We start from the raw sequence: 14,478 nt of genomic DNA on the forward strand, positions 1-14,478 counted from the left end.
GTAGTCACAATTAGAAATGTAGATCCTCGCACAAGATCTCCACCATCTTTCTTAGGAGGGATTAGGAGCGAATCAATTTCATTAGGAGGGTCCATATGAATAACAATATTTGGTCCGGTAACAGAGTAAGGTTACGTGCGATTTTGCCTACAGATTGGGATAGGTTCCATAACAACGATTTTGATTCGGAAAGCTCAAGACTTTGCGATGTAATCCATTTTCCAAGGTCTGAAGAAGGGACGCAGCATTGGGCTAGAAATCAAGCGTCCAAAGGTCCGGACGGCGATAACTTCAGTCTCGCAATCGAAACACTTGATGGTGAACTCGTTGGCAGCATTAATGCTCACAGTTGCGATTCAAGACATGGAACGTTCAAGTATGGCATAGGCATTTTTCGAGAGCACTGGCGAAAAGGATATGCTTCAGAAGCAGTTAAAATCCTTGTACGCTATTATTTTGAGGAGTTGCGATACCAGAAAGTAACCGCTCATGTCTATGCATTTAACGAGGGTTCGATCGCACTTCAGGAGCATCTTGGATTCGTTCAAGAGGGCAGACTGAGGAATATGATTTATACTAAAGGGCAACATTTTGATGAATTTGTATATGGACTGATCAAGAGCGAATACGAAATGGTGATTAAATAAGGATTGAATAAATGGCTACCATCAATAGGGTAGCCATTTTTCATTCATGCTCATCCAAATCTCGCAACTCAATTACTGATCGTTGTTGTAGGATGATAAGAACATTCATCGATTGAATGCCTTAGTTGCTCCTTTTCCAGAAAAGATAAACTTCAACTCTGCAATATTGAATTTTAAACGACATATGTCCGATTGTCAGTTATTTGTTACAATGCATTCATGAGGTGGACTCCTTGGCGAGCCAAGTTAGCCTTGACAGCCGCCAAGCTGTCAGGATTTTTCACGTAATAGGAGGAAGAAGCGCAGATGAGCCATCCTTACCGACCCTTGCATGCTCCCCAATTGCAGCCGCAGTTGCATATCCACTCGCATAACTTCCGGGAGTTTGCGCCGAGCCGTCGCCTGGCGTCGCATGTAGCTGCCTATTGGACGGTGGATTTCCTGCCGGTACCGGGAAATCCGGGACATCGAGTCATCCCTGATGGCTGTGTCGATATTATAGTGGACCTGTTCGCTTCATCAAGCCGGCAGGCCGCATATGTCGTAGGGCTAACGACGCAAGTTGAAGTTTTGCAATTTGAAAAAGCACGCTCGGTATGGGGCATCCGGCTGTATTCGGAGTCGGCCTGCACGATCCTAAAGTCTCCAATATCGACTTTAACGGCAAATCGTGTGTTTTTGGAGGATCTCTGGGGACAAGATGCTCTCGATTGGGTCGAAAAGCTGCTGACTGCCCAATCGTTACCAGACAGGATCGATGTCGTCGAGCAGCAATTGGGCCAAATACTGGCTGCGACCGAGGCGCATGCTCCCACTTTGGTATACCAGAGCATGCAATATATATACGAGGTCAAAGGTAATCTTTCCGTAACGGATTTGGCGGATAAAGTGAACTTCAGCGAGAGGCATCTGCGAAGGGCCTTTGAACGGGAGCTTGGCCTCAGCCCGAAGGATATGCTCGGCATCGTCCGCTTTCAAAGTGTGCTGGAGGAATTGTACAGCGGAGACTACTTCAGCTTGACGGATTTGGCGCTTCAACACGGGTACTACGATCAGTCGCACTTCGCAGGCGTTTTTAAGCGATATTACGGACTACCACTCAAACGGCTGACCAAGCAAGAGTGAGGAAGTCCGATTTTTACTATTTTGCAATGAGGGACAATCACTATAATGGGGGTGAAAATCAAGCAAGGCGAAGGGAGCTACAAAGCATGACGGTAAAGTTGAAACGAGTCGCGATTTACGTAGAAGAGATGAAGAGGGCGTTGGATTTTTATCGCGTGCTGGGGCTGGCTATTCCAGACGGCGCCGACGAAGCGCATCACGTAGACGTGGAGCAAGAAGGAATTGTGTTTGCATTCGATATGGTGGATTCGGTAAAGCGTGTTTTTGATGGCTGGGAAGATCCTGTCGGCTGCCGGACCGAGCTCGCTTTTCAGTTCTCCAGCAACGAAGCGCTGGAGGACGTGTACCGTCAGTTGACGACGCTTGGGTATGACGGCTTCCTCGAGCCGCGAGATACACCGTGGGGAGAGCGATATGCGATCATAAAGGACCCCGATAACAATTTAATCAGTCTCGTCGCCTAGCGAAGAGAAGGAATGCTCCATTAAACACAAGGACAGTATCTTTAACAATTGGGAACAATCTGTTCATACTAACGCATCTTTCAAGCTGATTAGTGGTTAAAAAATGTACAAAACTAACAGGTAACTATAGTTCCACCAATCATGGGGCAGTTTGCAATTCGCAGCTGCTCTATTTTCATTGCAGAAGGTATCTTAACACAATTATAGGCTCATAATTAGTGATCCGTTTGAAGTTTTAGGTATCGGTAAATCTCAACAAAGGAATTCCAAAGCCGGTATAAAAATAAATTTTTAAATGAAGACGTTGTGAGAGGGAGTGTATGAGGCATGATTGAAAGCACAATACAATTACCTGATGGGCGAATATTGGGGTATGCGGAATACGGGCATCCGGACGGCACTCCGACGATCTTGATGAACGGAACGCCAGGGGTACGCTTTGGCCCTAATATATCCAGAATGGATCGGATGGTTAAAGAGGGGACTTTACCGGCTATTCGGTTGTTTGTTTTGGAAAGATCGGGCTATGGTCTCTCGGACCCACATCCTGGGCGAACCATAGATCATGTTGTGGAGGATATCGCCCATTTCGCTGACGCGCTGGAATTAAAGCGTTTCGCTTTATTTGCCGGTTCCGGCGGTGCGCCTTTTGCATTGGCCTGTAGTCACCGCTTGCCCGATCGGGTTACGAAAACCGCGATTTCGGCCGGCTTAGGACCGGTATACTTGCCCAAGTTACTAGAAGGGCTGGACAAGGAAAATTTAAAACTTTTGCAAGCCGCGTCGAATGCGCCAGAAGTCATTATTTCTTTCGCCGAGAAAGCGTATGGTGATCCACTATCTTTTATAGAACAAATATTTGCCCATTTGCCCAAAGAAAAGCGAGAGCAAGTACCTGCCGCAGCCATAGAAGCCTTAATCCCGATGATCAAGGAAGGCACAAAAAGTCCGAACGGAATGCTGGATGATTACCGATGCTTCGGTCAACCATGGAACGTGAATTTCGAAGAAATTCGGGTTCCCGTTCGATTCTTTCATAGCGAAGCGGATCAATCCGTCCCTATTTCGCATGCCGAGTATTTGGTGAGTATTATCCCAAATGCAAGCTTGAAACGGTTCCAGAACTTAGATCACACAGCAACAACGCAAGCGGCTCTCCCTGAGGTTTTTGATTTCCTAACCAATTAACTGTCATCAGATCATTCCGATAACGGGCACTATAGTGCAACACAACAGGGAGCAGACCGCCGCGGCGCTGCTCCCTGTTTCTATTGAAGTAATGAGCAGTATGGTTCCATTAAGTGGTATAATATATTTAATAATGTTAGCTCGTAAAGGGTGTTAAAGGTGAACGCGAGACCTGCATCTTTAAGTGATGTAGAAGAAAGAACTATCTAGGTTAAATCAAACGTTTAATGGAAGTAAAAAGAGACTCCAGCGGCACAGCTATTAGAAATATGCTATACGAAAAGATGAAAAATGGTATTTTATAACTGCATTTAACAGGAGAGGGAGAAGTTCATGAATATCTTTATCACAGGTGGGACGGGGTACATAGGAAGCAGCACGGTAAACGAAGCGCTTCGCCAAGGTCATCAAGTTATGGTCTTGACACGAAGCAAGGAAAAAGCAAAAGAGCTTGAAGATAAAGGGGGGCGGGCTATTATTGGTGATCTGCTCACAGATGGCGATTGGCAAAGCGCGCTTTCGGAAGCGGACTATGTTATTCATTTGGCGGCCCCTCCAACCTGGGGTAAGAAAGTAACTTTGAAAGTCGCGAGCGCCTATCAAAAAGGGCACTATCAAATGACCGTCCGTCTGCTCGACAACATCAATCCGCAGAAGCTAAAGAAGCTCGTATATGTGGCAGGCACCAGCTATTTCGGCGACAGCGGCGACAATGAGCCGGTCACGGAATCATACCGCTCGCAGCCGAAAGGATGGGGACCTTACATAGCTCCTTCCGTCGACTTGCTTTCTGCTTATGTGGATAAAGGCATGCCCGTCGTGATAACTTTCCCGGGACAAGTGTACGGCGCGAAGTCGTGGTTTCCGCAGTTGTTCCTGGAGCCACTCTCTCAAAACAAACCGGTTACCGGCCTCAAGGGGCATAATCCAATATTCTCTCCTATTCACGTAGAAGACTGCGCCCGAGCTTTCTTGTTCTTGCTAGAGCAAGGCCAGACAGGGGAACGATATTTACTGGTCGATGATCAGCCGATCAGAAGTGCAGACATTACGACGCTTAGCGCCCAGGCGCTCCATAGACAGGATAAAAAACGTTACGTGCCAACTTGGTTATGCCGGATGCTGCTTGGTCCCGTGTTAACCGAATACGCCACAGCGCATACAAATTTCTCGAACAGCAAGCTTAAGGCGTCCGGCTTTACCTATTTGTACCCGACGATACAGTTAGGTATAGAGGATGTCGTAAAGGAATGGAAGGAACTCTCAGCATCTAAGGGGCGGATCGAATAAAATATGAAATAGAGCAAGGCTGAATTATTCAACTATCGGAGAACTATAGTTCAACACAAACAGGGAGTAGACCGCTGCGGCCCTGCTCCCTGTTTCTATTGAAGTAATGGGCAGCATTCCTATTATGAAGAAATACGAGATTTGAGAAATAAAAAGACTCCTTGATATGATGTATATGGGTCCCAGATGCTGGCCAGCGACAGGATCCAAATACAAATCAAGGAGACTACAAGATGAATTCTACTCAAAATGAACGCATTAATCAAATTACTTCTTCTACCTTAATTGTTGGTGTAGACATCGCTAAATTTAAACACGTGGCTCGAGCACAAGACTACCGCGGAGTCGAGTTTGGGAAGCCGATCACGTTTGAGAACACATACGAAGGATTCGAGTTGTTTGTTAGCTGGTTCCAGAAGATTTCAACGGAACAAGGCTTCCAAGATGTTATTGTAGGCATGGAGCCAACGGGTCATTACTGGTTGAACCTTGCTCAATTCCTACGAAATAAACAGATTATGTACGGTGTGGTGAATCCACTACATGTCAAGAAAAGCAAAGAACTCGACGACAATTCGCCAACGAAGAATGACATCAAGGACGCAAAAGTTATTGCACAGCTGGTCAAAGACGGAAGATACGCCGTACCTAGCCTTCCCCAAGGCGTATATGCTGAATTGCGGGAAGCTATGAAAATTCGCGATCAACTGACGACTGATCTATGCGTCGTGCAAGCACGTGTCCATAACTGGTTAGATCGGTATTTCCCCGAGTTTCTAACAGTCTTCAAGGATTGGGAATGTAAGTCTGCCATCCAAATGCTTAGCCTCAATTTACTGCCGCATGAGCTGATTTCTATTTCCGATGAGACGCTGCTGCAGCACTTGAGAGAAGCGGCAAAGCGAGGTCTGGGCCTGGGTAGAATTAAGAAATTGAAGGCGGCGGCCATGTGTTCCGTCGGTATTCAACAAGGCTCTAAGCTAGCTAAAATGGAGCTGAAGTTACTACTGACCCAGTACGAATGGCTTCAGAACAAACTCGAAGAATTGGGAGTAAAGGTAGATGAGTTACTGTTGCAGATCCCACACGTACAGCAAGTGCTGGCCATGAAAGGGATAGGCAGGGACACCATCGCAGGCTTTCTCGCAGAGGTGGGAGACATTCGCAAGTACCGTCATCCCAAGCAGATCACGAAGCTCGCTGGATTGAATTTGAAAACCAATTCATCTGGCACACATACCGGGCAGACCCGGATAACTAAGAGAGGCCGGAAGCGTCTTCGTGCCTTGCTCTTTCGAGTAATGATGCCGTTGGTCGCTAAGAATGCAGCCTTCCGAGCGTTGCATGAGTATTACACCAAACGAGCTAAAAACCCATTGAAGAAAATGCAGTCACTCATCGCGTTATGCAACAAACTCATTCGAATCTTATTCGGTATATTGAAAAAGGGACATGAGTTCAGTGAAGACAAAATGATGCAGGATATCCCTCGATGTGTAGAATTATTACAAGCAGCTTAAACAAACTTTTTCAACTAGCATGACCTAAGTGAAGATAGAAAACAAGAAGCACGGATGAGTCGGAACGGCACTAAACCTACGGACGAAGATCCTGCCGGGCAGCATATCTGACCTCCACCTCATGGACAGGTTGAATGAAGGAATGTGGGAGCGTAGACTCTGCGAGATGTGGGAGGGTAGCCGCCATGAGTTCATGTGGAGATCCAAAAGTGCAACCATACATTACCACATCATCCACTTTTTTAAGCGAGTGGTCTAAGTGGAGGGCTTTTTGCACTTCAACTGCCCCATAAATTTCTTCTTCTACAACTTGGTTCCAGTGATATATTGATTGTTGAAATCTTAATTTCGGTCAGAATCTAAGAAAACGTGAGTATTTAAGAGAAAAGCGATTCTCCATAGAGGGAGGATTACGCAACTAAAATCTCCCTTTTTCGTCTAATATTTAGTAAGAGAAAGGGGAGGGCTAATGTACCGATCTGTTAGCAAAATGACTATGTCAGTAATTCTATTGTTCTCGCTCACCCTGCTTGTTTCGTGGGTGTCTGGATGTAGTAAAAAGGAAGATATGGAATCGGTAACAGTTGAACCGCCGAATCCTAAGATAACGGTAGACGGGAAAAACGTACCGTTTCTGCTAGGATCTTATCAATGGAAAGGTGCTATTACCGATGCACCTCAGCCATCTGATTTAGCTGAGCATGTCAAACCTTTTAACGCTTCACCTTCATCACTGCTAAAGGTAGAATTTGACTACAAACCAAATGAGCTGAAGCTCAGCGCCTTGGCAACCGACGGAAATCAAAATTATAGCGAACCTATTGATGGCTTTGAAGCCATGCTCCCCGCTGAAAAAGGTCGTTTCATCTACACTTTATGGGGTGTTTGGAAGGAAGGACATGGGGTTTACGTATTTGTTATAGATATAAAATAATGATTTCGTTCGATATATAGGAAGAAAAATCGATTAAGCTATCGGCGAACGTTAGCTCAACGAAACAGCGACAGTCAAGGACGTTATTCCATGTCCTTGGCTGTCGCTGTTCTTATCTGTATTCGCTAATTAAATCAAGAACATCGCAACGATAGTGGTAACAACTAAGCCGATGAGCACAGGCTTCAAGTTGCGGCGAGCCAGCTCGAATGGACTGACGCCGCAGATGGCGGCTGCTGGGATGAGGGCCCACGGCACCAGCGTACCGCCGCCGACCCAGATCGCGGCGATCTGGCCGAGTGACGTAAGCGTTGCGGCACCGTGACCAAGCGCGACAGCGAACAGATGCGCGACGGAGCCTGCCAGTGAGATACCTGAGAAACCGGAGCCATCGAGACCTGTAATTGCGCCGACCGATGTTAAGGTGACGGAAGCGACGGCGCTGTTCATCGGTGCTTGATGGGCGAGTGCTAAACCGAGATCGTTGACGATGCCTTGCGAGCCTTGCGGCAGTGCGTCTCCGAATATTGCAGTGAAGCCGGAGTCGCCGAGATAGAAGAAGGCTGCGATTGGGATGACGGGACCGAATACTTTGAAGCCAAAGACGAAGCCGTCGATGAGATAGCTTGTTGTTTTCTCAAGTCCCGCGTTGCGGTGCGCGAATAACGAGACGAGCAACAGAATGAGTATGGCTGTGCCGCCGATTAACGCCGTTGCGTCGCCGCCTTGCAGATCGAGCATGAACATCGCAACGACATCACCGGCGAAGAGGAGAGGGATGAGGATTGCGAACATTCGGCGCATCCCGAAGGAGAGCTGGATGGTCGGCTCCGTTCCGTTTCCTGTGCTTGGAACAGTCGAATCATCGCTGGTTAGATCCGTTTTGGCAACGATTCCGTCTCTCCAACGGCCCAGCTTCATATCGCGGCGCATGAACCAGAAGGCTGCGATCGTCGTGACGAGACCCATCACGATGACGAGCGGTACGCTGGCTTGCATGACATCGGAGACCGGTAGACCCGCAGCATCAGCTGTCAGCTTAGGCGCGCCTTGGATGATATAGTCGCCCGATAATGCGATACCGTGACCGAACAGGTTCATTGCCATTGCGGCGCCCAATGCTGGAAGACCGACGCGCACGGCAACTGGCAGCAGCACCGCACCGATAAGTGCAACACCTGGCGATGGCCAGAAGAACCAGGACGTCACCATCATGATGATACCGATACCCCAATATGCGAGTGCCGGCGAGCGCAAGAATCGGGTAAGCGGGGCGATCATTAATTCGTTGATGCCTGCTGCAATGAGCACGCGGCTCATCGACACGATGACGGATATGATGAGGATGGTGCCGATGAGCTCTTTTATTGCATAGATGAAGCTGTTAAAGATACCGCTAATGGAACCGCTTAAACTTTCGGTCGCAAGAAGACCGATGAGAAACACGCCTGCAATACAGACGATGGTCGTGTCGCGGCGCATGAGCATGAAGCCGATGATGCCGACGATGAACGCCAAATAAACCCAGTGTAGCGCTGTTAATTCAACAGCCATATCGATTCGCCCTCCCGTGGTGTACGGTACTGTATCGTATGCATGGGCGGGCATGGGCGTTCGACTATTTGCAGCTAGTGGAGATAGGTGTTCTTCCTTATATAGAAGCGCATCGTCCATGTACGGACGATGCGCTTCATGATTTTTATTTGATTGTAATGAATGCCTACGAAGCTCTGCGCTTAGCGCGGAACTGCTTCCATTGAAAATAAATAAAGCAGCCCGGGCAATAACCGAACAGAGCAAGGATGACGGCAACGGTAAGGAAGCCAACGAAGATGGAGCTGAACACAATGCTGCCAATTGCATAGCCGATTAGTGCGAAGGACAGGAACAGAATGGCTAACAGCTGGTTGAATCGCAGCAGCTCACGGCTTTCTGTTACGGAACTTCTAGGAAACAACGGGGACAGCAGTCGGACAAACAGGTTGTACTTGACCCCATAGGTGCGGCTAATGAGTTGAACGACCAGCGGGAGGATGAGAATCCACAGCTGCTGGGTAGCGACAGCGACAATAACACTTATGAGAATGCCAAGCTGATTGCCGCGTACGCGGTGAAGCGGCACTTCATCGATGCAATCATAATCGGATGAAATCAATTTAGATGTAGTCATGGGCAATCCTCCATTTGATATAGAAGAATGTTGAGTTGAGAACTAAACCCATTATACACTAAACCCGATTAATCGGGTAGGAATATTATAATTATTTCTATAGAGCCACCCATTTGAAATTATTTGCGAACTGCTTTCTATACATCGGCAGTTGCCAGCTCCAATGGAAGAAAAGCATATTCCCCGTGTCTCACAATTTCACCCTTGCGCACCGCGATCGGATGCTTGAAGAGGGGGCCGCTAATGACGGTAGTATGGAATTCGCCGCCTTCGCCGCAGGGATCGATGCCTCGATCAACAAGCTCTTGCACGTACTCAAGCGTAAGTGCACGGCCGAGATCCTCCTCGCGCATGCCAAGTGTGAGGTTAACGGTTACGATCACCGTCTCGAAGCCAAGTCGGATGAACGTCTCGACTGCTTCGCGGTGATCCATTTCCCATAGCGGCATGCCGAGTCCCAATCCAACCTGCTGTGTTACTTTATCATGCCAGCAGCCGTGAATGGGCATATCCAGATCACCATTCACCAGTACTTCTGCGCCAAGCTGCTTCGCCTCCTGTAGCAGTCCGATGAACTTTTCTTCGTAAGCTCCCCAGCTCGCAGCAGCCATATAGACCGGCAGACCGATCGCCTCGGCTTGCGCTGTGATAAGTGCTGGCGGCATGCCGTGCGAGCGGGAGCGCTGGCCTTCTTCTTCGAGCATGACGATAAGTCCGATGGCTTCGCCAACCTGCATCGATAGATAGAGCGCGAGTGTACTGTCCTTGCCGCCGCTGAAGGATGCAATAAATTTGCTACCGTGCGCGCCATTTTTCCAAGTCGTGTGAGTGCTCATATTCAGTAGCTCCTTCATTGTCTTAGTCGTATGAGAAACTATACCATAAACGAACTGCATGTAGGAGACATAGGAATTCAGCAGACAATAAACAAACGCCAAAAAGCCGCTTTCGCGGCTTAAGCGTCTAACAATCTATTCTATCTATTTGCAGTTCGTAATTGTGCCTGTCAGAACAGCAGGTCCCAAGCGATCAGTGGTGGAGTTCGTCAGGCGAACTTGAATCTGGCTGTTGTTCAGGTCTGCTGTTATCGTATCGATTCTGCCTACCCAATCGGGATCTTGTTCAGGCGTGGGGTATAGCTTGAATCGCCAGCTAATGACATCGGGTATAAAAGCAAACCCTTCGTATCGATCATAATCCCCGAATGAAGCAGGTGCCGGCAGATGGGATGCATGAATACTGATGTGCGTGCGAGGGAAGCTGGGCGTTAATTTCACTTTATACATTAATGCTGCACCTTTGGCATTCGTGTCGGCAGGGTTAGTTGGCTCTAAGACAAGACTGCAAGGCATCGTCGGATCCGCGTGTACAGTCGTTGGATGGAGCAGCAATGTCATAATCAGCAGGACAAGCAGAACAATTCGCTTCATTTCTGGCCTCCACACGATTTAAGTGATAGGGTTATTTTTCCAGAAAACGCTGCGAGTATTCGTTTTTATTCAGCCAGTCGAAGAACTTTCCCATCCAGGGATGATATTAACCATATGTATCCCTTTTAAATAAAAAATAAGCTGCCGTCGAACCATCGACGGCAGCTTTCATATGCCAGTACACTTGCTGAATTACTTTTTCCCTTTCGGTACCGTCACTTCAACCGAGGCAGCCGATTCGTTGCCGGCATAGTCTGTGATCGTATACGTGATCGTGTAGATGCGGCCATTGCCATTGCCGGAGCGCTCAGCGCGGAGGCTGATGAACGTATCATACGTTCCGATTGCTGCAAATTGAATGTCGTCTTCCGTGTTGCCATCGCCCGTATCGTTGTCGGACTCGTTCGATGTCACGGAGGTCAATACGATGGATGCAATTCCTGAACCATTGTCGTCAGCTTGCACCGTTATATTCACAGGAACCATCTTGTGGTTGCTTTGTTCGATGACAGGTTTGTCGACCGACAACTTCACCGTTGGTGCTGTCTGATCGATATTGTTTACGATTGCCGTCACATTGCCCGTGTTGCCTGCCGCATCAACGAATTCGAACGTGAAGCTGCCATTGCTTGTGAACGTGTAGCTTGCTGACCCGTCGTTATTCGTGATCGTGACTGGTACGTTAGGTGTAATCGTTGCGATAACATTTTGATTCGTTGGCGCAGTTGTGCTATACGCTACCGTTGCAGTTGGCGGAGCCTTCACGATATTGCTGACCGTTGCGATCGCGCTGCCCGTGTTGCCTGCCGCATCAACGAATTCGAACGTGAAGCTGCCATTGTCCGTGAACGTATAGCTAGCAGAACCGCCGTTGTTCGTAATCGTCACAGGCTCGCTAGGCGTGATTGTCGCAATTACGTCCTGATTCGTGAGTGCTGTTGTGCTATAAGCTACGGTTGCGGTTGGAGCAATTGTATCAGCAGCCGTTACATCTTGAAGCGAGAGCGGCTTCAGTTGATACGTTCCTTTGAAGATTGACGATACACCGGAGATGTTCACAACCGTACCTGCTGGGTATTGAGCCTGAAAATCTGTCTGACTAATTCCCGTGCGAACGTCGATCCGAATGTGAGTGGAAGTCGGACCATGCACCGCGTCGAATTCGAAGGAGCCAGCTGGTGTACCCGTAATGTAGTTGCTGATCGTAACGTTATCGAGTCGAACGAGCTGCCCTTGATTGTCTTCGCTGAGGGAGGTAACAGGGTGGACAGCTGGAATTGCAGCCGTACCTGTTTTCTCCAAAGCAACGGGGTCGCTGAGCTCGACTTCCGTGTTGTAGACGGTTTTGATCGCGCTGATTTTGATTGAGTCTCCAACATGATAACCGGTTGCGTTCTGGAATACATAGATACCAGCCGTACCGTCCTGCAGATAGAAGCCTTGTCCGCCGAAAGCTCCCGGTTCCGACGTAATAACGCCTTCGACCGTCACGACCGAATTGTCTGCCTTAGAGCGTGCGTCTGCAATCGAGATCGCAGTAGGCACTGGTGTCTGGTCCTGCGGCAGCGGTTCTGCAGCTACATTGCCGACCGTTACAGATTCGGTAATGATGTTGTTGCCGTTCACTCTAAAGCGCAGGTTGGCGCTGCCGCTAGTAGAAGGATTCAGTTGAACGGTCAGATCTTTATAAGCGTGTCCAGCGGAGTCCGCGGTTACCGAGAAACTCGAACTGTAACCGTACGATGTCGGCCAGCTGCCATCTGCATTCTGGACTTTGGCAACTTGTGTGCCGCCAGTCAGATAGATGCCAGCCGTCAAGCCCGTAACCGTCTGACCTGGCAGCAGGTTATTGACCGTTACGCGGATCTGGAAAGGTACAGCATTAGGCAGTGTTGCTTGGTGGACTAACGCATATTGCGCTTCTACAGCTGGTGCCGCAGTGGAGCCATATGAACCTGGTTTGAACGTTGTTGGATCGTACCATTTGTAGCCGGCAGCCGGGGCAGCCCATGGCTCTGCTTGTGGTTCGGTTGTCAGAGCTGGCGTTTCCGAAGCAAGCAGCGTCGTCGGCTGATCGAGCTGCAAGCCTGCAACTTGCGACAGATTCGTATAACTCTCGTGGTTTGCGAGCCATTTCACCGTATTGACGAGGAATGTCGCATCGTTCGCTTCACCATTGAAGCCGTCGTATGTCGTTTTCTTAGCGCCATTCTCTTCACGGAAATATTTCGGAGTTGCATCCTCGACAGGGGAGGAGTCGCCGATGAAGGCGGCTTTGCCAGCGCCGACCTTGGATACAGCTGCGAACGGACCTTCTGCACGACCGCCGCCGCTGTACACGCCATTGTCCACTGCGTTTGCCCAAGCGGAGACGTTAGACGGAACATATACGATCCCTTTGGCTTTCTGGGGATCGAGAATGGCAAGCGTTGAGCCTGCATGCATCGCTACGGAAGCAACGCCGGTCGTAATGCCGAATGCTTGGTTAGGTGCTACTACGTCGGTCATATTGTCCACATCGCCAAGGGCATTGTAGCGGAAACGGACGCCGAAGTTAGTGGCAAGCCAGTCCGAGCTTTGGACGCCTTGCATAGCGGGGGATGCCGCTTCTTCAGCTGTCATGCCCTTGGCAGGGTTGTCCCAAGCGCCGCGTCGGTAGCCGTTCATGACTTCGGATGCATCCCAGCGGTTTTTGTTGCGGTCTGCGTTGTAATGATCGGCAATGAAGAAGATACTGCCGCCATTGTTCACATATTGCAGCATGGCTGCTTGTTCAGAAGTCTTGTACGGAATGTTTGCTTCGCCGATGATGAATACATCGTATTGGCTCAGCTTCTCATAGGTGACAGCTTGTTCACCGAAAGTGAAAGGGATCGTGCGATCAAGCGACTCGACCGTGAAGCCAGCGCCGCGCAAACCGTCGGCGAAGTCAGAGAATCCGCCGTCGATGACCCAGTCTGCAGCCCCAGCTGTCTGGCCGTGAGAATGATCGAACAGCACTTTCTTGCCTGTACCGTCTGGCAGTGGAGCAACTACAGGATCGGTCGTACCGCCACCAGTGCCTGGATCGGTAGTGCCACCGCCGGTACCAGGATCAGGCGTCGTTGTTCCTTCAATGAACGATAAAGCAGTGGGCGACTTGACGCCAGCGTAATTGTTGTAGGCGCCGAAAGTACCCGTTACTTTCACTTTCTTGCCAATCAGGCTCGGATTTGTTTGCAGACCGAATTGTGAGCGATAAGCCGCCGTAATTTGAACATCAAGCAGCTTCGCGTTCGTGCGCTCAGCAGTTGAATCCGCGATCAATAAGTTGAAATCATTACTGTAAGGCGCATTGAAATTCGCAGTCAGCGAACCTGTAGCATGTCCGACGATATAGCCTTCGACCGTTCCCGTTCCAGCGTTGTTAGCGATCGCCTCTGCGACCGTCAGCGACCCGTCAGCATTCGCAGCGTAAGCGGAGCTTGGCGCGTAGCCGAGCACGCTGGATAATAGCAAAGCAGCGGCTAGCAGCATACTAGCCCATTGGTGACGTAAGCGGTGTAACATGTTGTGTAAATCCCTCCAATTCTATTAATTGTTGCGTTAATAGAATAGCGGGGTTACATTTTGTTACAATTAAGCTGAAGTTAAACAATTCTAAAGGTTGTATCGATTTGTAACATGATTCGCGTACTGGAGAGATTAAACTAGAGTGGCTTCTATCGGAA

At 49.0% G+C, this 14,478-nt stretch carries 12 protein-coding genes; 7 read left to right on the top strand and 5 right to left on the bottom strand.

The features are described from left to right. Positions 1 to 95: 95 nt before the first annotated feature. The 7 genes from SBI19_RS00640 (at position 96) to SBI19_RS00670 (ending at position 7,168) form a co-directional block, all read left to right on the top strand. Positions 96 to 647: a GNAT family N-acetyltransferase gene (locus tag SBI19_RS00640; RefSeq protein ID WP_317964265.1), complete on the top strand. Its 552-nt coding sequence runs from the start codon at positions 96 to 98 to the stop codon at positions 645 to 647. A gap of 306 nt (positions 648 to 953) precedes the next feature. Beyond that, positions 954 to 1,772, top strand: coding sequence for a helix-turn-helix domain-containing protein (locus tag SBI19_RS00645; protein ID WP_317964266.1), 819 nt, complete (start codon positions 954 to 956; stop codon positions 1,770 to 1,772). 86 nt (positions 1,773 to 1,858) lie between these two features. After that, entirely contained in the window at positions 1,859 to 2,236 is a 378-nt protein-coding gene (locus SBI19_RS00650; RefSeq protein ID WP_317964267.1) for a VOC family protein, read from the top strand. Positions 2,237 to 2,563: 327 nt separating this feature from the next. Beyond that, positions 2,564 to 3,424, top strand: a complete 861-nt coding sequence (locus tag SBI19_RS00655) for an alpha/beta fold hydrolase (RefSeq protein ID WP_317964268.1) — start codon at positions 2,564 to 2,566, stop codon at positions 3,422 to 3,424. 333 nt (positions 3,425 to 3,757) lie between these two features. Then, the gene (locus tag SBI19_RS00660) at positions 3,758 to 4,714 is read left to right on the top strand and encodes an NAD-dependent epimerase/dehydratase family protein (RefSeq protein ID WP_317964269.1); all 957 of its coding nucleotides are present in this window, start codon (positions 3,758 to 3,760) and stop codon (positions 4,712 to 4,714) included. A 233-nt stretch (positions 4,715 to 4,947) separates the two neighbouring features. Further along, positions 4,948 to 6,234, top strand: a complete 1,287-nt coding sequence (locus SBI19_RS00665) for an IS110 family RNA-guided transposase (protein ID WP_317964270.1) — start codon at positions 4,948 to 4,950, stop codon at positions 6,232 to 6,234. A gap of 469 nt (positions 6,235 to 6,703) precedes the next feature. Then, positions 6,704 to 7,168 carry a hypothetical protein gene (locus SBI19_RS00670; protein ID WP_317964271.1) on the top strand — a complete coding sequence of 155 codons (465 nt, stop codon included), beginning with the start codon at positions 6,704 to 6,706 and terminating at the stop codon, positions 7,166 to 7,168. A gap of 129 nt (positions 7,169 to 7,297) precedes the next feature. Here the strand turns inward: SBI19_RS00670 and SBI19_RS00675 are convergent, their stop codons facing one another. The 5 genes from SBI19_RS00675 to SBI19_RS00695 all read right to left on the bottom strand — a co-directional run bounded on the left by SBI19_RS00675 (position 7,298) and on the right by SBI19_RS00695 (position 14,317). Further along, positions 7,298 to 8,722 carry a hypothetical protein gene (locus SBI19_RS00675; protein ID WP_317964272.1) on the bottom strand — a complete coding sequence of 475 codons (1,425 nt, stop codon included), beginning with the start codon at positions 8,720 to 8,722 and terminating at the stop codon, positions 7,298 to 7,300. A 166-nt stretch (positions 8,723 to 8,888) separates the two neighbouring features. Next, positions 8,889 to 9,338 carry a DUF4395 domain-containing protein gene (locus SBI19_RS00680; RefSeq protein WP_317964273.1) on the bottom strand — a complete coding sequence of 150 codons (450 nt, stop codon included), beginning with the start codon at positions 9,336 to 9,338 and terminating at the stop codon, positions 8,889 to 8,891. 137 nt (positions 9,339 to 9,475) lie between these two features. Continuing rightward, positions 9,476 to 10,174 carry a Dph6-related ATP pyrophosphatase gene (locus SBI19_RS00685; protein ID WP_317964274.1) on the bottom strand — a complete coding sequence of 233 codons (699 nt, stop codon included), beginning with the start codon at positions 10,172 to 10,174 and terminating at the stop codon, positions 9,476 to 9,478. A gap of 144 nt (positions 10,175 to 10,318) precedes the next feature. After that, on the bottom strand, positions 10,319 to 10,768 hold the full coding sequence (locus SBI19_RS00690) for a YoqH family protein (protein ID WP_317964275.1): 450 nt from the start codon (positions 10,766 to 10,768) through the stop codon (positions 10,319 to 10,321). A gap of 192 nt (positions 10,769 to 10,960) precedes the next feature. Next, positions 10,961 to 14,317 carry a DUF6359 domain-containing protein gene (locus SBI19_RS00695; RefSeq protein ID WP_317964276.1) on the bottom strand — a complete coding sequence of 1,119 codons (3,357 nt, stop codon included), beginning with the start codon at positions 14,315 to 14,317 and terminating at the stop codon, positions 10,961 to 10,963. Positions 14,318 to 14,478: the final 161 nt, after the last annotated feature.

Source organism: Paenibacillus sp. CCS19, from assembly GCF_033239625.1.
Taxonomy (GTDB): Bacteria; Bacillota; Bacilli; order Paenibacillales; family Paenibacillaceae; genus Paenibacillus_T.